General features: G+C 56.4%; 20 protein-coding genes. 8 read left to right on the forward strand and 12 right to left on the reverse strand.

Features of this window, described 5'->3' with window-relative positions; genetic code table 11:
- Positions 1–93: 93 nt before the first annotated feature.
- The 4 genes from ACMHYW_RS10150 to ACMHYW_RS10165 all read right to left on the reverse strand — a co-directional run bounded on the left by ACMHYW_RS10150 (position 94) and on the right by ACMHYW_RS10165 (position 7093).
- On the reverse strand, positions 94–2292 hold the full coding sequence (locus ACMHYW_RS10150; RefSeq protein WP_414499825.1) for a hypothetical protein: 2199 nt from the start codon (positions 2290–2292) through the stop codon (positions 94–96).
- A 981-nt stretch (positions 2293–3273) separates the two neighbouring features.
- The gene (gene lpxL / locus ACMHYW_RS10155; protein WP_414499826.1) at positions 3274–4203 is read right to left on the reverse strand and encodes an LpxL/LpxP family Kdo(2)-lipid IV(A) lauroyl/palmitoleoyl acyltransferase; all 930 of its coding nucleotides are present in this window, start codon (positions 4201–4203) and stop codon (positions 3274–3276) included.
- Between the two features lie 250 nt (positions 4204–4453).
- Positions 4454–5575: an alanine racemase gene (alr, locus tag ACMHYW_RS10160; RefSeq protein ID WP_414499827.1), complete on the reverse strand. Its 1122-nt coding sequence runs from the start codon at positions 5573–5575 to the stop codon at positions 4454–4456.
- Between the two features lie 114 nt (positions 5576–5689).
- Positions 5690–7093, reverse strand: coding sequence for a TolC family outer membrane protein (locus tag ACMHYW_RS10165; protein ID WP_051523698.1), 1404 nt, complete (start codon positions 7091–7093; stop codon positions 5690–5692).
- Positions 7094–7781: 688 nt separating this feature from the next.
- Here ACMHYW_RS10165 and ACMHYW_RS10170 point away from each other — a divergent pair.
- The 7 genes from ACMHYW_RS10170 to ACMHYW_RS10200 all read left to right on the forward strand — a co-directional run bounded on the left by ACMHYW_RS10170 (position 7782) and on the right by ACMHYW_RS10200 (position 15914).
- Positions 7782–8360 (forward strand): fimbrial protein, encoded by a 579-nt coding sequence (locus ACMHYW_RS10170; RefSeq protein WP_414499828.1) that lies wholly within the window; start codon positions 7782–7784, stop codon positions 8358–8360.
- A 148-nt stretch (positions 8361–8508) separates the two neighbouring features.
- The gene (locus ACMHYW_RS10175) at positions 8509–11037 is read left to right on the forward strand and encodes a fimbria/pilus outer membrane usher protein (protein WP_414499829.1); all 2529 of its coding nucleotides are present in this window, start codon (positions 8509–8511) and stop codon (positions 11035–11037) included.
- A 78-nt stretch (positions 11038–11115) separates the two neighbouring features.
- Positions 11116–11877, forward strand: a complete 762-nt coding sequence (locus ACMHYW_RS10180) for a molecular chaperone (protein ID WP_414499830.1) — start codon at positions 11116–11118, stop codon at positions 11875–11877.
- A 9-nt stretch (positions 11878–11886) separates the two neighbouring features.
- Positions 11887–12504: a fimbrial protein gene (locus ACMHYW_RS10185; protein ID WP_414499831.1), complete on the forward strand. Its 618-nt coding sequence runs from the start codon at positions 11887–11889 to the stop codon at positions 12502–12504.
- Between the two features lie 34 nt (positions 12505–12538).
- Positions 12539–13507 (forward strand): fimbrial protein, encoded by a 969-nt coding sequence (locus tag ACMHYW_RS10190; RefSeq protein ID WP_414499832.1) that lies wholly within the window; start codon positions 12539–12541, stop codon positions 13505–13507.
- Positions 13508–14107: 600 nt separating this feature from the next.
- On the forward strand, positions 14108–14737 hold the full coding sequence (locus tag ACMHYW_RS10195; protein ID WP_414499833.1) for a fimbrial protein: 630 nt from the start codon (positions 14108–14110) through the stop codon (positions 14735–14737).
- Between the two features lie 193 nt (positions 14738–14930).
- Positions 14931–15914, forward strand: a complete 984-nt coding sequence (locus ACMHYW_RS10200; RefSeq protein ID WP_414499834.1) for a fimbrial protein — start codon at positions 14931–14933, stop codon at positions 15912–15914.
- Between the two features lie 146 nt (positions 15915–16060).
- Here ACMHYW_RS10200 and rpoS read toward each other — a convergent pair whose 3' ends face one another.
- From rpoS to ACMHYW_RS10235, 7 genes are all read right to left on the reverse strand, one after another.
- On the reverse strand, positions 16061–17017 hold the full coding sequence (rpoS, locus tag ACMHYW_RS10205) for an RNA polymerase sigma factor RpoS (RefSeq protein WP_414501501.1): 957 nt from the start codon (positions 17015–17017) through the stop codon (positions 16061–16063).
- A 297-nt stretch (positions 17018–17314) separates the two neighbouring features.
- Positions 17315–18322 carry a peptidoglycan DD-metalloendopeptidase family protein gene (locus ACMHYW_RS10210; RefSeq protein ID WP_414499835.1) on the reverse strand — a complete coding sequence of 336 codons (1008 nt, stop codon included), beginning with the start codon at positions 18320–18322 and terminating at the stop codon, positions 17315–17317.
- 32 nt (positions 18323–18354) lie between these two features.
- Positions 18355–19113 carry a 5'/3'-nucleotidase SurE gene (gene surE / locus ACMHYW_RS10215; RefSeq protein WP_414499836.1) on the reverse strand — a complete coding sequence of 253 codons (759 nt, stop codon included), beginning with the start codon at positions 19111–19113 and terminating at the stop codon, positions 18355–18357.
- A 150-nt stretch (positions 19114–19263) separates the two neighbouring features.
- On the reverse strand, positions 19264–20325 hold the full coding sequence (gene truD / locus ACMHYW_RS10220; RefSeq protein WP_414499837.1) for a tRNA pseudouridine(13) synthase TruD: 1062 nt from the start codon (positions 20323–20325) through the stop codon (positions 19264–19266).
- A 77-nt stretch (positions 20326–20402) separates the two neighbouring features.
- Positions 20403–20915, reverse strand: coding sequence for a 2-C-methyl-D-erythritol 2,4-cyclodiphosphate synthase (gene ispF, locus ACMHYW_RS10225; protein WP_414499838.1), 513 nt, complete (start codon positions 20913–20915; stop codon positions 20403–20405).
- Between the two features lie 171 nt (positions 20916–21086).
- Complete coding sequence (gene ispD, locus ACMHYW_RS10230; protein ID WP_414501502.1) at positions 21087–21836, reverse strand: 2-C-methyl-D-erythritol 4-phosphate cytidylyltransferase; 750 nt, start codon at positions 21834–21836, stop codon at positions 21087–21089.
- A complete protein-coding gene (locus ACMHYW_RS10235; RefSeq protein ID WP_414499839.1) occupies positions 21836–22177 on the reverse strand; it encodes an FtsB family cell division protein in 342 nt (113 codons plus the stop codon). Before ACMHYW_RS10235 ends, ispD begins: the two co-directional genes overlap by 1 nt.
- A gap of 71 nt (positions 22178–22248) precedes the next feature.
- Here ACMHYW_RS10235 and ACMHYW_RS10240 point away from each other — a divergent pair, with 71 nt between their 5' ends.
- A complete protein-coding gene (locus ACMHYW_RS10240) occupies positions 22249–22560 on the forward strand; it encodes an NGG1p interacting factor NIF3 (protein WP_414499840.1) in 312 nt (103 codons plus the stop codon).
- 39 nt (positions 22561–22599) lie between these two features.
- Here the strand turns inward: ACMHYW_RS10240 and ACMHYW_RS10245 are convergent, their stop codons facing one another.
- Positions 22600–23124 carry an NUDIX hydrolase gene (locus ACMHYW_RS10245; protein ID WP_414499841.1) on the reverse strand — a complete coding sequence of 175 codons (525 nt, stop codon included), beginning with the start codon at positions 23122–23124 and terminating at the stop codon, positions 22600–22602.
- Between the last annotated feature and the right edge of the window lie 28 nt (positions 23125–23152).

A 23152-nucleotide genomic window follows, 5' to 3' on the forward strand; every position in this document is an offset into this window, starting at 1 on the left:
CCGTGTCATGCACTCGGGGGCTTTTTCTTTGCGGGCAGTCAGCCTACCGATGTTCGCGCGCGATAGGCGCCGCCGAGAATCGTGCGGCATCCATCACCGCTTTCTTTCCTTGGTGACGTCTTCGGCTACCTTCATCAGCTGGGCACGTAGCGTATCGATAGCCCCGCACACCTTCTTGGTTCGCACCACGGGCGTCCACAGCAATGCTTTGATCTCATCAAGTCTGTCTTTCAGCGGCTGAAGCGCTTCACGCTGGCGCTGATGAAAGGCATGGCTCAACTCGCGATAAGCTTTGCGGATGTTCTTCTCGGCCGCTTTGCGCTGCTGGCTTTTCCGATAATCATCACTGAAGTAACCCCAGATCGACTTGAACAACCCGGTCAGCAGTGTGACATCGCCCAACGGCGTTGTGCTCCACCTGACAGGAGCCCACGCCAGCGGCGCTCCATCAACGACGCCCACGATCAGTCCCTGAAGGTCGATGCCGCGATCAACATGCACGTCGATGGCAAGCTCACGGGCCATCGCCGAAGCATTCATGTACTCATGACAAAGCAGAATGTCTTTGGCATGTTCTTCGAAGCGTTCGATGATGCCTGCCACCTGCCTCTGGCACTGCTGGACCTTACCCTCGAACTGCTCTGGCAGGCCGTTCTGAACCGTCCCTTGTTCTCTTTCCATAATGGCCTGCAGCCTGATCTCGAACTCATCGTTGCTGATATCTTCTTCGATCTGGGCATTAATCTGCTGCCGCACTCGCGCGCCGAACGCCATGATCGCTTGACGCCCGATAGCACTGACGTGCTTATCCAGCCGGGCACGCTCCCTGTCCAGCTGAAGTCCCGCGTAGCTTGCTTCCTTATGCAGCTCATCCTGGAGCGGCACGAACTGCTCGCCCACCAACCGCGCCATGACAGTACACGCACTGTCGATCGCTACGCGGATCTTGTTCAGGTTGGCATGCAGGATCTTGCGCTCGGTGTCCTTAATCAGCTCCTGTATCAGCAGCTGGTTGAAGTTGCCGACTCCGGAGGCGTCGAGCAGCCGTTCAGCCGTCAGGGCATCTATAAAGGTCTTTCTGCTCAGTGCTCTGCTCGACAGTGGCGTCAGGCAGTCGGCCAGCGCCAGAAAGCCTGGCAATGCGCTCAATGTCGTGCTGCGCTTGTAGTGTCGCCCTAGCGCCTCACGCATCTGTCTGTCCAGCTCAGTCAGCCCTGCCTGATCGTCATTGCTGACCAGCGCGACCTTGCGCAGCACTCTAGGGTTGGAGACAGGCTTGTTGAAGACAGTCCAGACTTCCGTCTGGGCACCAAGGTGCGCCTTGATCCTCTCAAGCGGCGTTACTACATCATCATCCGTTGACGGCGGTGCTGCTCGGTTGGTGACATAGAAAACCGCATGCGCACATTTGACCGCGTTCTGGATGTCGTAGTGAAAGTGTTCGTCGCTGCCCTCAATACCCGGCACGTCCAGAATCCGGAATGACCGGCCATTGACCACGAACTCGTACTGGCGCATCCCATGCGAAGAACCAGAGCGTCCGCTACTAATAATTGAGCCATCCTCATAGGCTTCCAACTGATGACGATTATCGAGCGCGGTCTGGTGCTGCGTCATAATGTTCTGATGCTTGAGCTGCGCGTCGTGCTGCTGGTGCTGCAGACGTTCGATAACCAGCGCATGCTGCTCGGGCAGCCGAGAGAGCTGCTGCTGCAATTGTTTCAGCATTGCGTCCTCAGGAAGCCGGCGCACCCGAGAGAACAGACGCTGAGGAATACTCGCCGTGCGCCTGCTATCGCTGATGCGCTGACGCAACTCGCTTATCTTCCGCGCAAGATCGGTTTCCTGCTGTCCATACTGGTGATCGGCTTCCGCCATCTTCTGCCGAGCATCGGCCTGACGGCGTTCGAACTTGTCAGCCTGCTGTTCCAGCAGGGTCAGGTCATGCTCGTACAGCCCGAATTGCTTCTGTAGCGCATGAAACGCCTGTCGCTGCTCCTGCTTGCTCTCCTCCTTAAGCAAAATTCTGAGGCACTCAATCAGTGTCGATTTGCCCGCGTTGCGCTCGCCATAAAAGGCGATGGTGAACGTGTTCCACTCAGCGCAGCCGCGCAGATCGTTCATCAGCTGGCGTAGCATATCTTCAATGCCATCAAGCACCACTCTGGCCGTGCCGTGTTCCACACTCAGCTGACCATCGGAGGTGTCATACTCAAGCGTACTGATGACGCCGTGGATCTGTTCGAGTACGCCATCATAAAGACGCGCTGCAAAATCGTTGGTCTTGGTCACAGTAAAATCCTAAGGTCTCATTGGTTTGCTATAGAATTTTTGCGTTGGACCATCCCTGCCCCCGGCAACCCAAGGCTGCCACTCTCCCTGCCCGTTCATTCCCCCTAGCACGCCAGAATGACCGGTACGCCAAATACATCGACAGGTTGAAAGACCTCGATGCGGCGAACACTTATTTACAATCGAGTTACAACTTTGTGGAGGGTAGCCGATGATATTGCCCCCTCTCCTTTATGGATAACGTATGAATAACAGATATCAGTACCGCTTCAAGTAAGCGCCACCTTATTTAGAAACAACAGTAAATCTTTGCATATCGAATATTGTCGTTATTTACACCCCCATTAGATGCCATAAGATAATGGCACCCTACGTTATCCCGCTGTATAAAAGGCCAAGCCCTTTAAATAATTACAAATGTATTTAAATGATTACCATTCTTTACATTTGGCCTCCATAACACCCCCATACAGCACAGCACAGCACAGCACAGCACAGCACAGCACAGCACAGCACAGCACAGCACAGCACAGCACGTATCAAGACGATATACGCAAAGCATGCCCGACCATCTAAATAAGCAGACGATTTTGATATCGCTATAATTAAATACACAGATGATATATATCAAGGTTCCTTTCATAGATGAAAGAGAGTACCGATATGCGCAGAGCCCCCTATAGCCTATATATCGCTTCTGCTAAAAATACGCCAATAAAAACGAGTAGCAACCACTTATGCTGAACACGTGATTATTTAAACAAACAAGACAATAAATTATCACCTGGATAAATCAGATGTAATTATCAAAGGAAGGGGGAGTATGACCTCAATTTAGGTCAGAAGTATTGGACCAGACACATGGCGTGTCGCTTCCCTCTAGCAGAAGGCATACAGGGGTGGCAACGCTGCTGCCCCTCTTGCCATGTCGCTCAACGCCGCTGACGGCATGGTGGATGAGGGGCAGCGCTGGATCAGAGCTTACTCTTGGGCGTAAAGGTCAGGGTCGCCCGCATGAGGACGCGTTTTGAAGCGGCGGTGCAGCCACAGATACTGTTCGGGGTGACGGCGAATGGCCTGCTCAATCACGGCGTTGATGCGTGCAGCATCAGCAACGTCATCACCGCTCGGGAAATCCATCAGTGCAGGCAGGTATTCAAGCGTATAGGTCTGATCATCGTCATTGCGATGGAAGATCAGTGGCATCACCGGAGCACCGGTCATACGCGCAATCTTAGCCGTCAGCTTAATCGAAGCCGCTTCAATGCCGAAAAACGGCGCAAACACGCTAACGTCGCGCCCGAAATCCTGATCGGGCGAATACCATACGGCATTCCCACTCTTGATCCGCTTGACCACGCCACGCAGGTCGTGACGGTCGATCGCACGTCCGAAGATATGGCGACGCGCATGGGTCATGAACTGCTCGAACACGGGATTATCGTGCGGGCGATAGACAACGTCGGCATCGAAAAACAGCGAGTGCAATGCTCCGCCCAGATCCAACGTCGAGAAGTGAACGCCGATGATCAATGCGCCCTTGCCCTGTGCCAGCGCATCACGCATATGATCAGCTCCCTTGAACGTCACGCGACGACGCATGTGCTCGGGGTTACGGCACCAGCCGGTGGCGGTTTCTAGGATGCCGATACCATTAGCGCGGAAAATACGCTTCACCAGCGCCTGCCGCTCAAGGTGGGACAGCTCAGGAAAGCACAGGCGGATATTGGTATCGGTGATATGGCGACGACGCTTAACGAGGTGGTAGGCCAGCCAGCCAATGCTACTGCCCAGCCCAATGCGCAGCCGCCAAGGCAGCCAAGCCCCTACGCGCATCAGCGTGATGGCCAGCCATGCCGTCCAATAGCGCGGATGGGCGTGTTCCATGAAAGAAGAAGTTCTGCGAGACATGAAGATTCCAGATCGAATAACGGTACGACACGCAAGAAGCGGCCTACGGTAGCAAAGAGGTCGCTCTCTCATTGCGGTAAATAGCATGACAATGATACTGGCACAGACCGTTTCGTGCCTGTATTGATGATGTCGCGTGTATCACGATACGGCGATACACGCGATGGAGGATGGCCCGATCAGGCCATTTCTCCCGGCACTACCTTAGCATGGTCAGCGCAAAGGGATGATTCATGGCACCGAGATCGGATCATGACCGATGATAGCGGCGCGGTACACGCGCGGATACGCCCGTCATCAGCGTATAGGAGATGGTATCGCATCCCTGTGCCACCTCGTCGACGGCCAGTACGGTGCCGTCTTCCGCCCGCCCCCACAGCACGATATCACTGTCCAACGTGGGCGCAACGATGTCCGTCAGATCAATGGTCAGCATGTCCATCGACACTCGACCAACGATGCGGGAGCGCTGCCCATCAACTAGCACCGGCGTTCCCTCTCGAGCATGGCGATCATAGCCATCAGCATAGCCACAGGCGACGATACCCACCGTCATGGCATGGGGTGCGATAAAGCCACGTCCATAACCGAGCGGTTCGCCTGCCGCGAGGCTACGGATAGCGATCAGACGGCTCCTTAGGGTCATCACGGTCTTGAGACTGACTGACTGCACCTTCGGATCACAAGGGGCGGCGCCATATAGGATGATGCCCGGCCGGTGCCAAGCTCCCCGCGCATTGCCACGCACGGTGGCGGGCGAATTGGCCAGACAGCACGGTACCTTGTAGCCCAGCGCATTCAGGCGCTCAACGACGTCCGTCACGCAGGCGCGCTGCCGTTCATATTGCTGCTGAGCAGCCTCGTCAGCGCCATCTGCCGTCGCAAAATGGGTGATCAGGTGCAGTCCCTGCACGTGCGGACAAGCCGCTAACCGTTGCCACTGTACAACCGCCTCATCAGCAGAGAACCCCAATCGGTGCATACCCGAATCCAGCTTGAGCCACGCGTTAACCGGCTGTGTTGGGCGCGCTGCCAGTAGCGCATCCACCTGCCAAGCCTGATGCACCGCAGGCCAGTACCCCTGCTCCGCAATCAGCGGCAGCTCTGCTGCTGAAAAGAATCCCTCCAACAGCACGATAGGGTGAGTGATACCACTGTCACGCAGCGCATCGGCCTCTTCGATCATGGCAACGGCAAAGGCTGGCGCCAAATCGGCCAGCGCATGGGCGCAGGCGGCAGCGCCGTGCCCATAGGCGTTGGCCTTCACCACAGCCAGACAGCGTCCACTGCCTGCCTGTGCCTGCGCCAGACGATAGTTATGCCGTAATGCATCTAGATCAATGTCAGCCCGCAGCGGACGGTACCTACCCATGATGACTCCTTGCATGACGTAAACAGGCCCCGCCACCAGCAACGGTGTACGGGGCCTGCATCGAAGACAGCTTACTGCCCTATCAGGCAGCCCTTGTCCATCATACGGCGCTTATCAGGAGCGCGCACCTGTTGCCGAACCGACCACACGGGTATCGACACCGTCGATATGCACGGCACGATCCGCACGCAGCCATTGGTTAATGGCAGACAGGGCATTCACGTCAAGGATGCCAGCGTACTGGCGCAGAGCCAGTACGTGCAGTACGTAGTCGTAACGCGCTTCGGCATAGCTGGCAACAGCGCTGTAGTAGGTTTCCTGCGCATTCAGCACGTCGAGAATGGTACGCGTACCGGCTTCATAACCGTTGCGGGTCGCTTCCAGAGAAGCACGGCTAGAGACAATGGCACGCTGACGAGCACGGATGGTGTGCACATCGTTACTGCTCTGTGCGAAATAGGAATTGACCGACTGGATCGCTTCGCGCAGTGACTCTTCCGCATTGAACTGGGTCTGTTCGAGGGTATAGGTCGCCTTGCGCACAGAGGCACTGGTCGCACCACCGCTGTAGATCGGCAGTGATGCCGTCAGGCCAACGGAACCGCCTTCATCATAGCCGTGATAGGCATCGCGGTTGCTGTCGCCATACGTATAGGAGGCACTGGCCGACAGTGTCGGCAGGTGTCCTGCACGCGCTTCCTTGACGCTTTCACGCGCAACGTCGATACCCGCACGTGCGGCCTGAACAGCCAGGTTGCCCGTCGTAGCCATGTCGACCCACGCGTCGCGGCGAGCCGGTACCGGAGCTTCGATCGGCATGGCGTCATCCAGCGCATCCAGAGACGCATACTGCTTACCGGTCAGCTGTTCGAGTGCTTCGAAGGCCACCTGCAGCGTGCTTTCCTGAGCGATGCGCTGTGCCTGAGCACTGTCGAAGGACGCTTCCGCTTCACGCACGTCAGTAGCCGCCACGACACCAACCTTGAACTGCTGGCGCACTTGATCCAGCTGGCGTGCGTAGGCTTCTTCTTCGGCGCGGTAGGTGTCCAGTACGTCACGCGCTTTCAATACGGTGAAGTAGGCATTGGCCACGTTGTAGAGCAAGGTCTGCTCCGTACCGGCCAACTGCAAACGCGCCTGTTCGGTGGTCCGCTTGGCTTCTTTCAACGCATACCAACTGGAGGCATCGAACAGTGATTGAGAGGCGCTAATGGATGAAGAGGTGGCGGTATAGCGTTTTTGCGCAGCGGCACTGCTGGTCGTACTGCCCGACTGAGCATATTGACTGCTGTGATTGTCGTAACGCGTCACTCCTGCCGAGGCGTTGATCTGCGGCAGGAATGCGCTGCGTGCCGTCGCTTCGCCTTCCTGCGTGGCGTTGACCCCTGCGCGGCTGCCCAGCAGCGACGCGTTGTTTTCGAGAGCATCGCGCGCTATCGACAAAAGGTCCGTGGCATGAGCCAGTGGAGCCGTCATCGCAAGGCCCAGCGCCAGAGGCAGCATCTTGAATGTAGACATCGAAGCCATCCTGTTTCGTGAATCGTGGCGTGACATGCACGCGACGCCTGTTATCTCATCACAACTGTATGGTATGGGTTCCACCTGCCGGTCACAGCGGAATCACGTATGGGCCAAGAGTATCATAACCGGCCACGGTTAACATACAGTCACGCATGTTTGCCAGTTCATCCTACTCGCAGGTGCGGTGTAGCAAGGCCAAGAATAGCAGTAATCCTTTTGCGATAGCGCCTTTCGCCCCATATCGCCTTCTCTGGATAAAGGCCACCGTCCTCGAATATCTTCCTGTTTTCTTCGCTGTTCTTCTTCTCATTACGGCCGCCCTTCACACACCTTCACCGATCTATCGGCCCGATACTGATACTTTATGGAACTTTTCGTACGGCAATGCCCGCCGACGTAACCCCCCACCAGTACGTAACTTTCAACAAAAAATGAACAAAAAGTGTAAAAGAAAGACACATTTCAACTTATTTCACATTGCACGCACCAACCTAGCACCTACCTTTCATGTTGTTTGAACATTCGGACGGCGAAGGAAATGCCGCCTGAGGTGGATGTTCCACCACGTGTTTTCCGGACAATCACCGAAGAAGACCGTCGGACATCCAATTCTGGCAGCGAGAGCGTCTTTCCAATACGACCAGACCCTCACTGCCACTTCCTCTGAAGACCATCAGGAGATGTCATGATCACTCTGAACAAAAAAGCATGCGTGCTCGCTGCTGTCGTTTCTGCACTGGCTTCCGGTAGCGTCTTTGCTGCAGATGCCACGGGTACTGACCAGGGTTCTGGTCGCATTCACTTCACTGGTACGGTCATCAACGCTCCGTGCTCTATCGCACCGGGTGATGAAGACATCAACGTCAACCTGGGTCAGATCGCTAACAAAGTACTGGAAGCCGGCAACAAATACTCCCAGAACGTTAGCTACACCATCCACCTGCAGGACTGCTCTCTGAGCGCAGCCAGCTCCTCTACTGGCACAACCTACAAAGACGTATCCAAGGTTGCTGTTAAATTCGCAGGCGCCACCAACGCCAACAACGCAGACCTGCTGGCCAACACTGGCGGTGCTTCTGGTGTAGGTATCCGTCTGATCGACGCCAACGGTGCCCTGCTGAAAGTGGGCGACACCAGTGCTGACATCGGTCTGGTTAACGGCAACAACGAACTGACGTTCGCTGCCCGCGCCGAAGCTGACGGCACTACCGTTCAGGTAGGTCCGATCAAAGGTCAGGCTACTTACGCCCTGAACTATAAGTAAGACCTGCTCGACGCCTTTGCTTATGTAGAGAGGGCACGACAGCGCGCATGGAGGCAAGGATGTCTCCATGCGCCACTGCGTGACATGACGATGACAACAACCTCATGGTCCTTGCATGAACCACGTCCTGAACAGAAAAGTGCCTACCTTGCGCACCCGCGTGACTGCACGGAAGCTGCGTGCGGTGCTGCTATTGGCCATGGCGATTACAGGCTGCAATGCTCACTCAGCATGGGGCGTGCAGTTCAACACTGACATCATCGACACCAAAGATCGCAGCAACGTCGATCTGTCACGCTTCGAAGTCGCGGGCTATATTCCCCCCGGCGAATACTTGCTGGAACTGTCCGTCAATGGACACTTTCTTCCCGGCCAACAACTCATCCGCTTCATCGCCCCTTCGGCCAATACATCGGCCCAAGCCTGTCTGACACCGGAAATGGTGCAGGGATTCGGGCTCAGCGATGACGTAACGCATCGTCTCTCCACCTGGCATGACGGCCAGTGTGTCAGTTTCAATGGCGAGCCTGATGTGCGGATCAATTTCGATCAGGCACAGCAGCGCTTGTCGCTTTCATTTCCTCAGGCCTGGATGCGCTACAAGAACCAGGACTGGGTCGGCCCCGAAGCATGGGATCACGGTGTTTCAGGGCTGCTCTTCGACTACAACATCATGGGTAGTCGCTATGACCCCGACGAAGGACAGCGCACCGACAGCATCAGCAGCTACGGCACGCTAGGGGCCAACCTCGGGGCATGGCGTCTGCGCGGCGATTATCAGTATTCCTATGCTCACTCACCCGGTTCTCCCGAAAATCACCGTTTCGATTGGAACCAGGTCTATGCCTTCCGCCCTCTTCCCTCGATCAATGCCCGCCTGACATTGGGGCAAAGCTATCTGCGTTCCGACATCTTCGATAGCTTCCGCTTCGTCGGGGGATCATTGGTCAGCGATCAGCGCATGCTGCCGCCCACAATGCGTGGCTATGCGCCACAGGTCACAGGGGTCGCCCAGACCAACGCGCGCGTCATCATCAGTCAGCGTGGCCGCGTGCTGTACCAAACCAAGGTCACACCGGGTCCGTTCGTCATTCAGGATCTGTCTGACGTCATCAATGGACTGCTGGACGTACGTGTTGAAGAGGAAGACGGCCGCGTCAATGTCTTCCAGGTCAACGCCGCCAGCGTGCCGTTTTTGACCCGCAAAGGCACTATCCGCTACAAGGTGGCCTCAGGTAAGCCAACGCTCGGTATCGACAACGATGAGCTGTCACCGCTGTTCTATACCGGTGAGATGACCTACGGTCTGTTCAACGATACCTCTCTGTACGGCGGTACCATCCTCACCGAGAAGAACGACTATAACGCCTTGGCACTGGGTGTCGGCCAAAACCTTCACGACCTCGGGGCGATTTCATTCGATGCCACCCGTTCCGATGCCAAGCTTGAGCAGTACGACCGTAAGTCGGCCTACAGTTATCGCGTCAACTATTCCAAACGCTTCGACAGCACCAGTACCCAGATCACGTTCGCGGGCTATCGCTTCTCGGAACGCAACTTCCTGAGCATGAGCCAGTACATCGACAAGCAGAACCATCTGCTCAATGTTCGCGACGACAAACAGACCTATACGCTGACCGCCAACCAGTACGTGCCGTGGCTCGACATGACCGTCTACGCTTCTGCACTGCGCCGCACCTACTGGAACGATGAGAAATCGGACAGCTATACCCTCTCACTCAGCAAGACCTTCGACCTCGGCCCGTTCAAAGGCGCATCGGCCACGTTGAGTGGCAGCAAGGCCGCCTACGGCGACGACAGCGGCAACCAAGTCTATCTGTCGCTGACCCTGCCGATCTCAAACGGTCAGCAGCTGGGCTACGACATGACCCACGACAGCGACGGTGGCTACCTGCAGACCGCGTCGTATTACAACAGCGAAGATCCAGACAATACTTGGCGTATCAGCGCGGGTGGCACAGCGTCCCAGATCAACAGTGGCGAGGGCGTAGTGCGCGCCGGCTATGTGCACACCGCGTCAACAGGTCAGTTGAGCATCGACGGCAGCAACAGCCAGCATAACTACCGCTCCATGAGCGCCAACTGGTACGGCTCGATCACGGCTACGCCTCACGGTGCCGCTTTCCACCAGAGCAGTATCGGTAACGAGCCTCGCTTGATGCTGGATACCAACGGTGTTCCGGACGTGTCCTTCAATGGCGGTAACGCACGCACCAACCGTGCCGGTATCGCGGTACTGGGCAGTACACCGAGCTACCAGACTACCGACACGCGCGTCGACATGGGCCGCCTGCCCGATGACACCGAGGTCTACACCAGCATGCTGCAGGATACCCTCACCGAAGGGGCGATCGGTTACCGCAAGGTTCGCGCCGTTCGCGGTCAGCACTTCCTGGCTCAGGTACGTCGCGAAGATGGTTCGCTCCTGCCGCTGGGCTCTGCAGTGACCAACCGTAAGACCGGTATGGATATGGGCATCGTCGGCGACAGCGGCATGGTCTACCTTTCAGGTATCAACGAAGGCGATCTGCTGTCGGTGTTCTGGAACGATCGTGAACAATGCCGTATCCGCATCATCGGTACCCACATGGTCCAGGACGGCGCTGCCAGCGAAACCTGCTACGCCGTTACCGGCAACGACACAGAGCAAAAGTAACGCTCTCCATCCACTCGGATGCGAGAACACAGGACATGGATGAATGCCTGTTCGCAGGCATTACACAGGGAGATTCACATGACCAGGACGTCAGCACAGTCCCTGCGATGGTTAGGCGGAATGTGTGGTTTGGTGGTCGCGCAGATGATCGGCAGTGTGCAGGCGCACGCGGCGATCAACATCGACCGTACGCGCATCATCTTCAACGGCAAAGAACATTCGTCCAGCGTCATCCTAGAAAACCAGAGCCGCCACATGCCCTATCTGGCGCAGTCATGGATCGAGAACGCACAGGGCGTCAAGGACAACAACTACATCATGGCCTTGCCGCCGATGCAGCGCATCGAGCCGACCGAGAAAAGCCAAGTACGCTTGATGAAGATGGATACTATCCGTCAGCTGCCCACCGACCGTGAAACGCTCTTCTACTTCAACGTGCGTGAAGTGCCGCCGAAAAGCGAGCTGGAAAACGTCATGCAGGTGGCCATTCAGAGCCGCATCAAGCTGTTCTATCGCCCAGAGGCAATCAAGCCGCGCGACGGTGATGTCTGGCAGGATCGCCTGCAGGTAGCACGCAGCGGCCAGACGCTCACGATCACCAACCCAACGCCGTACTACATCACGATCGGCTACATGGCCGGTGACGATCACAAGAACTTCGCAAAATTCGACAGTGTGATGGTCGCGCCGTTTGGGCATGAGCAGTACACCCCGCCGACCAGCTATCATGGCAATGAATACACCCTCGGTTTCATTGATGACTATGGCGGTCTCAACATGCGTGTTTATGACTGCACGTCTTCCACGTGCACCATGCAAACTCCACACAAGGAACGGTAGGACAGGCTCATGGTGCTAACACATGCGATTTTCAGGCAAACGCTGGCGCTGCTGATTGGTACGGCAGCCCTTCTTCCTACTGCCGTACAGGCGGCCCACAAAGATCTGGATCCGTTCCAGGTGCAAGGGCTACACGGTGACGTGCACTTTGGAGGCGCGATCATTGCTGCGCCTTGCCGTGTCTCGTTCGATAGCCTGGAGCAGACCGTTTCGATGGGTGAGCAGAACACGAGCCACTTCCATCGGGTCGGGGACGAGACAGCTCCCGTGTCGTTCGTCATCCGCCTGCAGGACTGCCTACATTCGCATCGGGTTGTCAACCCTTACACCATGAGTCACGACACCAACACCGAAGGTTCGCTGGTACGTATCACCTTCATTGGTGAAGGCGCCGACCCTCGCGCCCCGGAACTGCTGGGAGGCACGGGACTGAGCGGCGTTGGTCTGCGCATTATGGATAGCGAAGGCCGCCTGATTCCGCTCGGCCAAAGCAGCGACCCGCTGCCGCTGCACTTCGACAACGATACCGTGCCGTTCAAGGTATCGCTTCAGAGCTATGCACCGCAGCAAGAGATCCAACTGGGCCGCTTTCATGCCATGACGACCTTCCGGCTGTCCTATCAATGAGAGAAATGCCATGATCATTCGTACGCTTAGCCATATGCGCCTACTGCTCAAAGGCCTGGTAGCACTCACTATAGTGGGAAGTGCTACCATTTCCTTCTCTGCTAACGCCTATACATGCCGCTACCGCTCGTCAGCGCCATCGGGACTTGCTGGAAAGACTATCAATGGCAGCAGCAATGCGACCATTCCTGTGCCTGTGCAGGACACGGCTGAAACAGGCCAGGTCAACATCATTGACCTAGCCGCCTATGTCGAGTGCAAGAACGATAACCCCGGTACCTACACTGACCATATGGATATGCAGCGCGCGTCAACGGTGCTAAGCGATAACTTCGACGTCAGGGTCAAGGCCAGAGGCGTAGAATATACAGTGCCTTTTTCAGGCAGTGCTACGGTGCTACACCTGCCCAAGGGCGGCAGCGGAGCATACGCCCCGATTCCGCTGCAAATCTATTACTACATGAAAGAAATTCCAGGCGAAAAGGTCGCCATTAAGAAAGGCCAAGTCATTGGGTCTATTCAGGCCCATAAGTACAGCATTCCAGCCGGTGGTGCGCCCACCTTCGTATGGACCTTCACCGCGGCCAACGACACGATCGTCACATCAGGCGGCTGCGCCATCAATGATGGCAACCCTATTGAAATCGATTTTGGCAGCGTCATCCAAAAGCAGCTTTCAAGCACCAGCGCTACACGTAGCGTTTCACGCTATATCCCTTATAAGTGCCGCAGTACTAGTGTGAACATGGGGATCCAGCTCTCATTGGTAGCCGATCAACCTTCATTTTCGTCATCGTTGATCAAGACGACCAACGATAGCCTCGGCATCAAAACCATGCGAGGGAGCGATCAGCTCATACCTTATAACTCAACCATACGCTCTACTATCACCAACGGTACAGGTGGAGACAACTTCACTTTTTCTCTTCTGAAACAGGAAGGTTCTACACCTAGCACGGGGGCATTCACAGGCTCCGCCACTTTGATCATGAGCGCCGACTGATTCACTAAGGGAAGCGTCTGACGAATATGTCAGCGCTTTCTGTGCGCCTAGCACGCACCCATCTGGGGCATTGAACACCGTTTCCATGCCGCTTTTATTCGTACTGAAAAGAAAAAGATAGCGCTATAGAACCCATCTTTCATCAGCCTCGCTGAACGTTAAGTTGAGACTGGTAAACGGCTGATTCTCGTTACCACTGGTGTTTTCATTTTTACCACGCGCAACATATAGAAGGCCTTTATCATAAGGCCCCAGTCTGTACGCAGTTTGTTGTTCCTGAAATTAGGTACATCCGTATGCGCTCTCGGCCTTATATTGGCCTGTACCCCAGCCCACGCCATGGAGTGTGTCGAAACAAGCAGCGGCGTATCTGATCCGCCTCCCATTCCCGTCGAAGCACTCGCTATTCCATCAAACGTACCTCAAGGCACTAAGGTATGGGAGTCTGATCCTATTCATGTCAGTGCCACCTGTGACAACCCTTATTACGGTACCGACTCCGTATTTTTTTACTTCAACCCCAAAAAAATGTCATTGGGTAATGGATTAAAAATGGGAGTGTCCTATAACGGCCAGGATTTAGAAGAGGATGGTCAGCGCATGAGCACCGGCAGTAAGACCCTAGGCAAAGGGGAAAGCATAACAGTCAGCGTGGACTTCCGCCTTTATATCAAGGTCGCCGGGACAGCTCCCAGCAGTGGTTATTACGATGGAGGTAACCAATTTACAGTTTTCCAACTGGATGGGCGCGGGGGGATCAACACTAACCCTGGAGCTCGCAACCTCAAGTACACGCTATCCAACCTGCGTTCGATCCGTTTCCTTGCCTGCGGGGCCGACCTGTCCGTCGAACCCAGCGATCAGGAGGTCAACTTTGGCACTCTGATGCTGCGGAATCTGAACAACGGCAACAAATACCAGCGACCGTTCTCGATCAGGGCGCAAAAGCAGCAAGGGTGCTCTGACAACTTCTCGCTCAAGGCCGAATTCTTGACCACCAATTCGCTGTTCGAGAACAACAGCATCGACCTTGGCAACGGTACGCAGCTGCGTCTGCTGGACGAAAACCAGCAACCCGTCACCTACAACGAGTACCAGCCCTTTGCTGAACTCAACAACGTCCAGAGCGTGACCCGCAACTATAACGCGGAGGTGTCACAGCGCTCAGGCCAAAGCATCACGCTCGGTGCCTTTCAGGCCACGACGATCGTCAAGGTCACCTACTATTAAAGCCTACCAAGTTGAGTGGACGACCACGTTCAGGCTGTTTCACGCTCATGGATTCCTATGGTCTTTTAAGCCGGTGGTATCCACGCATGATGAAACGGCCTGATCGGGGTATACATAGCGTCACTGGGCAATCGAAGCGGCACTCCCCTTCTGCCTGACGTGACTTCTCATTGGCAATACAAGAGCGTGTTCTATGACCATAGACCATTGCTGTTTTGCCTTGCGCCCGATCGTCGTAAGGCTCATTTCAGGAATATCCCTATCGTTGCTGTCCGCCTCGGCACTAGCGCTGGACTGCGTCGAAAAAAGCAGCGGCATTGCCGATCCTGCGCCCATTCCCGTCGAAACACTGGCCATTCCCGCCAATGTGCCCAGCGGCACCAAGGTCTGGGAATCCAACCCGATCCACGTGACGGCCTACTGCAACAACGTATTACACGGCAGCGACGTGGTGCACTTTTACTTCAACCCCAAGAACGCATCGCTGGGCGAAGGGCTGAAGATGGGGGTGTCCTATAACGGGCAGGATCTAGAAGAAAAAAGCCAGAAGCTAAGCACGGGAAGCCGTCCCATCACCAAGGGACAGAGTGTGACGGTCGACGTCGACTTCCGCCTGTACATCAAAGTGTCAGGCAAACCGCCGAGCAGCGGCTACTACAACGGCAACGACCGATTTACTGTTTTCCAACTTGATGGTAGCGGTGGCATTAACTACACCGCCAATGCTAAGAACCTCAAATACACGCTGTCCAACCTGCGTTCGATACGCTTCATTGCCTGTGGTGCCGATATCGCCGTGGATCCAAGTAGCCAAGAGGTCAACTTCGGCCCCCTGATGCAGCGCGATCTACTTAAGGGCCGCAAGTACCAGCATCCGTTCTCTATCACCGCCAAGAAACAAGGGTGCCCCGACCAGTTCTCGCTCAAGGCCGAATTCCAGACCACCAATGCTCTGGTGGACGAAAGCACTCTCAATCTCGGTAACGGCACGCAGCTGCGCTTGCTTGATGAAGACCAGAAGGCCGTGGCTTATAACAAGTACGCGCCATTTGCCACACTGAACAACGTCAACCAGACCACCCGCAACTATGTCGCCGAGATATCGCCGATTTCGGGCAGTGCCATCTCGCTGGGAACCTTCAACGCCACGACGATCGTCAAGGTCACGTACTACTGACCTGCCGACATAGATACGCATAGGCCTAGAAAGGTAGTTCCTGCCCTATCAGCATGTGCGTAACACGGCTCAAGCATCATCGTCAGCCACAAAAAAGCCTTCCCATCATTACGATGAGAAGGCTTTTCCATTACGCCAGCGGCGCCTTATTCGAAGATAGTGTCGAGCGACAGTCCTCGACCTTCCAGCATGCGGCGCAGTTTTTTCAGCGCTTCAACCTGAATCTGGCGCACACGCTCACGGGTCAGACCGATTTCATCACCCACTTCTTCAAGCGTGGCGGACTCATAACCGCGCAGCCCAAATCGACGCATCACGACTTCCTTCTGTTTGTCAGACAGCTCGGACAGCCATGCATCGACGTGCGCTTTCATGTCGTGGTGCACAAGATCAGACTCAGGGCCGGCAATCCCATCGTCGGCAATGGTGTCGATCAGCGGTTTGTCGCTGTCGCTGCCTACCGGATAGTCGACAGAGGAAATGCGTTCGTTGAGCCCTAGCATGCGTTTGACCGATGCCACAGGACGGTCAAGATAGGCGGCTATGTCTTCAGGCGTCGCTTCGTGATCCAACTTCTGGGTCAGCTCACGTGCGGCACGCAGATAAACGTTCAGCTCCTTGACGACATGGATTGGCAGACGAATGGTGCGGGTCTGGTTCATCAGCGCCCGTTCAATTGTCTGACGAATCCACCACGTCGCATAGGTCGAGAATCGGAATCCACGCTCGGGGTCAAACTTCTCAACGGCACGGATCAGCCCGAGGTTGCCCTCTTCGATCAGATCGAGCAGGGACAGGCCACGGTTCAGATAGCGGCGTGAGATCTTGACGACCAGACGCAGGTTGGACTCGATCATGCGCTGGCGACCGGCAGGATCACCCTTACGTGCTAGGCGGCCGTAGAAGACTTCTTCTTCCGGCGACAGCAGTGGGGAGAAACCGATCTCGTTGAGGTATATCTGGGTAGGATCGAGGCTGGACGTGCTCTGACGCTCTTCACGATGAAGCGCTTTTTCAAAAGCCTCGTTTTCGCTTTCGTCGTCGGCTACTGCATCCGCCGCGTCGATGTCTTCGCTGTCATCTGCATCCAGCTCCTCCACCATGTCGAGGTTATCGTCTTCCTCGGTAATGCGTGGGCTGACAGGACGTTTTTTATGCGTTACTTCGCGTTCGACAACGTTCATGGTCATGTTTCCCTTCATCCTTGATGATTCCCGATCAATCCTTGATCCGGCACACGCTCGGGGCGTCAGCGTGCCTTTCGTAACGGAGCGAATACCCTATCCGCGCCGCCACACCCTAACTTCTGCCCTACACCATCATCGGGTATGACAGAAGAAACGCCTGCCGAAGCCCTTGCAAACATCCTGCCTGCTGCTTCGGCGAGGCACCGCGCTCATCTATGAGCGAGGCAAAAACTGTTGAGGGTCCTTCGCTTGGCTGTCTTGACGGATCTCGAAGTGCAACTTCGAACGGTCAGCCTCAGAATCCCCCATGGTGGCAATCATCTGGCCCGCCTTGACGGTGTCGTTCGTGTGCACCTTCAAGGTATCGTTATGGGCATAGGCACTCAGAAAATGATCATCGTGCTTGATGATTACAAGGTTACCATACCCTCTCACACTGTTACCGGCATATACAACTGTACCTGAGCGCGAGGCTACCACGGGCTGCCCCTTCTGCCCAGCAATATCGAGCCCTGCAGTAATTGCACTGGGATCGCTGAAGTGCCCGACAACCGTGCCTTTGGTAGGCCATAGCCATCCATTCGAAGACGTTTGTGCCGACGAATCAGACACTTTGGCAGCACTCGTTGCCGGCTTGGCCGCGCTCTCAGTAGAGACAGCCGGAGAGGCTGCCGGCGTTTCTGCTGACTTGGCCGCAGGCGGTGCTGCCGGTACCGTTGGCGCTGCGCCATTCGTTTCTTTAGTCATTGGCGTTACGGGCGCACTTCCTGCTGCACTGTCATCGCTGGCGTTCACTGCCGGCTGCACATCCGTACTCGTTGCGGCTTTGACGGGAGCACTAACAAGCCAGCTGTCATCCTCAGAGTTAGCAGGCACTGACATACTATCATTGCCGGACAACGGCTTCACCTGCACCGCATTGGCAGTGGATGTGGCGGGTGGAGCGGAAAGCCGCAGTTTCTGCCCTGCCCGCAGGGAATAAGGCGGTTGAATATCGTTCCAACGCGCGAGATCGTGGTAGTCGATGTTATAACGCCAGGCGATGCTGTACAGCGTATCACCCAGACGCACTTCATAACTGGCATCCGTCGCCGCAGGCGCAGCGGTGCGGCTGAAGGAGGCGTCACGAATTTCAGGAATGCGGGAGTTAGTTCCGCACCCTGCCAGCATCAGCCATGACAGTGCGGCAATGCTCATCGCCGCGTTCTTGATTCCGGACATCCTGTCGCTCCTGTACGTTCTAACCATCGCGCTCAGCGTCGAACTAGGCTGTCCAGCCACATGTTCACACTTTCAAGCGCTGAATATTGGGTCACATCGCTGGCCAGCGGCGTGATCGAGACATATCCCTCTTCGATTGCCTTGAAATCGGTATCGTTCCCTTCATCAACGTATCGCCCAACGGGGCCGATCCAGTAGCGCGTTTCACCACGTGGATCCTTGACCGGTATAGGACGAGAGCTGTTGTCTTCGCGTCGGCCAAGACGCGTGATGCGAACACCGCTGATCTCAGACCACGGCAGATCAGGCACGTTGACGTTCAGCAGAGCCCGTGGCGGCAAAGAAACGGTATCGATCGCATCCAGCAACATAGCGGCGACCTTGCCTGCCGTCTCGAAGTGCGTATCGCCCACCAGCGAAATAGCGATGGCAGGACGTCCCAATGCACGGCCCTCGCGGGCAGCAGCAACCGTTCCCGAGTACAGCACGTCATCGCCGAGGTTGGCGCCGTGGTTAATTCCAGAAATCACCAGATCAGGCGTATCAGGCCAGATGGCACTGACGCCAAGATAGACGCAGTCAGCAGGCGTGCCGTCCACGCTGTAGAAACCGTTTTCCAACTGCTTGAGCAGCAGTGGATAGCTCAAGGACAGCGAGCTGCTGGCACCGCTCTTATTGCGATCCGGTGCAACGACACGGATACGGCTGGCATGCTGGCGAATGGCCTCGTGAAGTACATGCAGCCCTTCGGCGTGCACGCCATCATCATTGGAAAGCAGAACGTGAGGCATGATGAATAGGTCCTTGTAAGGCACAAAGGCCCGCGTCAGACGCAGACCTTATGGACGGAAGACAAATGCGAGCCAACCCGCGGCTGCCAACGCATGAACGGGCAGGCGGCATGGACGCATCACATGACGATGCCAGCATGCCGCTACGCTCTACAGCCCTGGCGCATCAATCAGCTCGCGCAGCACAGAGGTCGCGAAAGCCCCTTTGACCAGCGAAAATTCGAGCTTGGCGCCCTCTTCGGTCGCCACGAAGCTGGGTTCACGCAGGCGTAGGCGCAGTGCACGACGAGCAGAGGTCAGGCCCGCAGCGATCAACCCTTCAGCTACGCGAGGAAGCTCATTAGCAACGGACTGCTCCAACTCGGCCACGCCGTGCTGCGATCCCAGTGGCCCCTTGCCCCACATCGGTCCGGTCGGGTGAATGTCCAGACGCGCCAGACGTGCATGAAGGGTGGCATCCACTTTATCTTCGTAGAACTGACTCGCAGTACCGTCCAGATTGAAGACATCGCCGGGCAGCGCGCGATTCCAGTTGCCCAGCGCGACGCGACGCGCCAGCAGCTGGTTGAACAGCAGGCTGCGCGCAGCAGAAAGAAAGATACCCTGTTTGTCGTCGCGCTTGCGCCAGCCACGTGCAAACAGTTGCAGCGCATGTTCGATATTGCGGCCTTGGAACCCAAAGCGCTGCGAACCGAAGTAGTTCGGCACGCCTTCGGAAACAATGCGTGTCCAGCGGTGCATGATATCGTCGCGGTTCGGCTCATCGAAACCGATCACCAGCGAGAAATGGTTGAAACGGTGGGTGCCGCGCTTGAGCTTGCGCGGATGACGGCGCATGGACAGTACTCGAATGCCCTGAGCTTCCAGCGGAGCCAAAACGGAAGCCTCAGGAATACCCCCTTCCGGCATCGGCAAAGAAATCCACTGGCGCGTGATGGCCGTCTTATCCTTAAGGCCGCTAAACCCCACATTGCGGCGCGGGACATCAAACAGGCGCGCCAGACGGTCCACGACCTGCATGGTGTTCAGTTCGCGTTTCTCGACCCAGAACCAAAGGTGTTCACCATGATCTTCAGGCTCGAAGCCCAACTGCTCCGTCACGATGAAATCGGCGGGGCACTGACGATAGCACCCGGCCGGTGGAAGATCGGTGGCACGAGGCCAGTCGGGAAGCGCCGTAGAGGCTGTAGCAAGAGAAGACGTTGAAGACATAGATGACTGTAATCGCTCAGATCAAAGAAGATGCAGGCTCCACGTGCGGCCACCTGCCTGTTCAAAGGCAAAAAGGCTCAATCGCGCACGGCAGTATCTTTAGCCAGCAGTATGACGGCGGCTTCCGTGGCAATACCTTCCTCTCGGCCAGTGAAACCTAGGCGCTCACTGGTCGTCGCCTTGACGCTGACCTGAGCGATATCAAGTGCTAGCGTATCGGCGATGCTCTGACGCATTGCCGCAATATGCGGTGCTAGCTTGGGTGCCTGAGCAATGACCGTAGCATCTATGTTGCCGATCATGTACCCCTGCTGAGCCACCAGAGTGGCCACGTGTGCCAGCAACTGGCGACTATCGGCCCCCTTCCAACGCACGTCGGTATCAGGGAAATGATGACCGATATCGCCCAGCGCACAGGCACCCAGCAATGCATCGCTGATCGCGTGCAGCACGACATCACCATCAGAATGAGCGATGAAACCAGAGGTATGGGGGACGCGTACGCCTCCCAGCATCAGATGATCTCCTTCGCCGAAACGATGGACATCCACCCCGTGACCGATGCGGAAAGGCAGAAGACTTGCAGGCATTACGTGGAACGCTCCATTGATAGCCGAGGCCGAGGCTGACGCTCACAATCGCACGTGTAGGGTTGAATACTGCACGCCGAACGACACGTGAAGACAGCTCGGATCATGAGACCTTCCGTATTTATACCTGATATCCCCGCCTTGCGTAACCACTCGCATTGCAACGGGATGTTACGCCAGCGCATCTTGCTGCGCGGCGATAATCTGCTCGGCCAGCGCTAGGTCTTCAGGATGAGTGATCTTGAGATTGTCGCGCCGTCCCGCCACCAGCCTCGGCGACAAGCCCAGCGCCTCTACGGCCGACGCTTCATCGGTGATGGTCTCGGCAATGCTGCGCCCCTGCGCTTCGGCACGTTGATAGGCGTCATACATAGCCTGCCGCAGTACACCATAGCGAAAGAGCTGCGGCGTCAGTGCATGCCACAAATCGACGCGGCTTTCGGTATGTGCGACCTGATTCTGCCCAGCGCACGCTCGTTTCATCGTATCCGAGGCGGGAACGGCCAGTAGCCCACCCACTGGGTCCCCCCTCAAGGCTGCGGCCATAGCGCGCAGCTCTTGAGAGCGCACGCAGGGCCGCGCGACATCGTGCACGGCAACCCAGTCCTGCGGGTTAGCATAGCCTTCCAGCGCCACCAAGCCAGCCCACACCGAATCCGCACGCTCTGCACCGCCGTCGATACGCAGCCAGTCAATCCCGTCCGGCAACATGCCAGTGTCAAAGTAGGCATCCTGCGGCGAAAGGCATACCAACTGCTGTGCCTGCGGCCAAGCCTCATGCAGCCGAGCCAGCGTTGTGCTCAGCACGCACCGACCCGCCAGCGGCAGATACTGCTTAGGAACATCGCAGCCCATGCGGCGGCCGACGCCCGCCGCGGGCACAATCACCCAGCGTACGGTTTCAAACGGCTCGGACGTCATCACGGCATCTGCTCCGGCGAACTGTTCTCAATGGGCGCTTCCGGCAGTTCTTGCAGCGTTCTTACGACGCTGGCAGGCACCCACAAGAACTGCTCATCGTTGCGCACCATGCCCAGATCGTTGCGTGCACGTTCTTCAATCGCATCAAGCCCGGTCTTGAGATCGACCACCTCGGCTGTCAGCTGGGCATTGCGCTCGCGCAGCACGCTGACCTTCGCTTCCTGCGTATCGGCACGCGTCGTGATCATGTGCAGTTCGAGCAGCCCACCGTCGCCGAACCACAGGTGGTACTGCAATCCGGCCAGCGCAAGCACCAGCGCCAGAGAAAGCCATTTCAGCATATGCTACATTCCGTTCCTGTCACTAACCGTCGATCCAGCCGATATCACTGCTCATAGCGAGGTGCGCGGTCATGTATCAACTCATTGTGTATGTACCCGTTGATGCTGCCGAACAGGTAAAAGAGGCCATTTTCAACGCAGGTGCTGGCACTCTAGGCCAATATTCTCATTGCTGCTTCGAAATACGCGGCACAGGACAGTTCATGCCGGCGGCCGACGCTCATCCAGCCGTGGGCGAATGCCAGCAGATCAATCAGGTCGAGGAGCTACGCATTGAGCTGCTCTGCCCTGACGACCGCCTGAAAGAAACCATCGCCAACCTGAAAGCCGCTCATCCGTACGAGCACCCTGTGTATGCCGTCATTGCACTTGTTGATGCCTAAGACAACTCGTCCAAGTGAGCTCGCCAGATCAGGACGCCATCAACGAATGACGTCCTGATGCAGCGGGAAGTGCCCACGCACCCGGTCTTCGAAAAACAGCTTCAGCGTGCGGCGTACGGTCTCAAAGGCGATCTGATCCCACGGGATGTCCTTTTCGTCAAACAGGGCAACGTCAAGGCTCTCGATACCGGCCGAAAAGTCACCCTCCAACTCGCTGCGGAAGATCATATAGACATTGTTGAAGCGTGGAATATCCAGCACGGTATACAGCATAGCGTTTTGTACCTGCGCCCCGGCCTCCTCACGCGTTTCGCGCAGCGCCGCTTCGACGGTTGTCTCACCGTTCTCCATGAATCCCGCTGGCAGCGTCCACAGACCATAGCCAGGTTCGATGGCACGCTGGCACAGCAGTACGCGTGAACCCTGTACCGGCAGCGTGCCCGCAACGATGACGGGGTTACTATAATGAATGGTGCCACAGAACGAACAGACATCTCGGAGGCGATCATCGCCATCAGGAATGGCCTGATGGACAGGGTGACCGCACTGACTGCAGAAATTCATGCCAACCTCATCACAGGGCGAATGCATT

The organism is Zymobacter sp. IVIA_12111.31 C1 (genome assembly GCF_047495495.1).
Lineage (GTDB): Bacteria > Pseudomonadota > Gammaproteobacteria > Pseudomonadales > Halomonadaceae > Zymobacter.

What these genes read in the sequence shown, in the direction of transcription:
- ACMHYW_RS10190 (WP_414499832.1), top strand. Translation starts at nt 12,539, where the DNA reads ATGCGCCTACTGCTCAAAGGCCTGGTAGCACTCACTATAGTGGGAAGT.
- ACMHYW_RS10185 (WP_414499831.1), top strand. Translation starts at nt 11,887, where the DNA reads ATGGTGCTAACACATGCGATTTTCAGGCAAACGCTGGCGCTGCTGATT.
- ACMHYW_RS10235 (WP_414499839.1), bottom strand. Translation starts at nt 22,177, where the DNA reads ATGCTGAAATGGCTTTCTCTGGCGCTGGTGCTTGCGCTGGCCGGATTG.
- lpxL (WP_414499826.1), bottom strand. Translation starts at nt 4,203, where the DNA reads ATGTCTCGCAGAACTTCTTCTTTCATGGAACACGCCCATCCGCGCTAT.
- ACMHYW_RS10210 (WP_414499835.1), bottom strand. Translation starts at nt 18,322, where the DNA reads ATGTCCGGAATCAAGAACGCGGCGATGAGCATTGCCGCACTGTCATGG.
- ACMHYW_RS10180 (WP_414499830.1), top strand. Translation starts at nt 11,116, where the DNA reads ATGACCAGGACGTCAGCACAGTCCCTGCGATGGTTAGGCGGAATGTGT.
- ACMHYW_RS10245 (WP_414499841.1), bottom strand. Translation starts at nt 23,124, where the DNA reads ATGAATTTCTGCAGTCAGTGCGGTCACCCTGTCCATCAGGCCATTCCT.
- ACMHYW_RS10200 (WP_414499834.1), top strand. Translation starts at nt 14,931, where the DNA reads ATGACCATAGACCATTGCTGTTTTGCCTTGCGCCCGATCGTCGTAAGG.
- ispD (WP_414501502.1), bottom strand. Translation starts at nt 21,836, where the DNA reads ATGACGTCCGAGCCGTTTGAAACCGTACGCTGGGTGATTGTGCCCGCG.
- rpoS (WP_414501501.1), bottom strand. Translation starts at nt 17,017, where the DNA reads ATGGTGGAGGAGCTGGATGCAGATGACAGCGAAGACATCGACGCGGCG.
- ACMHYW_RS10165 (WP_051523698.1), bottom strand. Translation starts at nt 7,093, where the DNA reads ATGTCTACATTCAAGATGCTGCCTCTGGCGCTGGGCCTTGCGATGACG.
- alr (WP_414499827.1), bottom strand. Translation starts at nt 5,575, where the DNA reads ATGGGTAGGTACCGTCCGCTGCGGGCTGACATTGATCTAGATGCATTA.
- ACMHYW_RS10240 (WP_414499840.1), top strand. Translation starts at nt 22,249, where the DNA reads ATGTATCAACTCATTGTGTATGTACCCGTTGATGCTGCCGAACAGGTA.
- ispF (WP_414499838.1), bottom strand. Translation starts at nt 20,915, where the DNA reads ATGCCTGCAAGTCTTCTGCCTTTCCGCATCGGTCACGGGGTGGATGTC.
- ACMHYW_RS10170 (WP_414499828.1), top strand. Translation starts at nt 7,782, where the DNA reads ATGATCACTCTGAACAAAAAAGCATGCGTGCTCGCTGCTGTCGTTTCT.
- surE (WP_414499836.1), bottom strand. Translation starts at nt 19,113, where the DNA reads ATGCCTCACGTTCTGCTTTCCAATGATGATGGCGTGCACGCCGAAGGG.
- truD (WP_414499837.1), bottom strand. Translation starts at nt 20,325, where the DNA reads ATGTCTTCAACGTCTTCTCTTGCTACAGCCTCTACGGCGCTTCCCGAC.
- ACMHYW_RS10195 (WP_414499833.1), top strand. Translation starts at nt 14,108, where the DNA reads ATGAGCACCGGCAGTAAGACCCTAGGCAAAGGGGAAAGCATAACAGTC.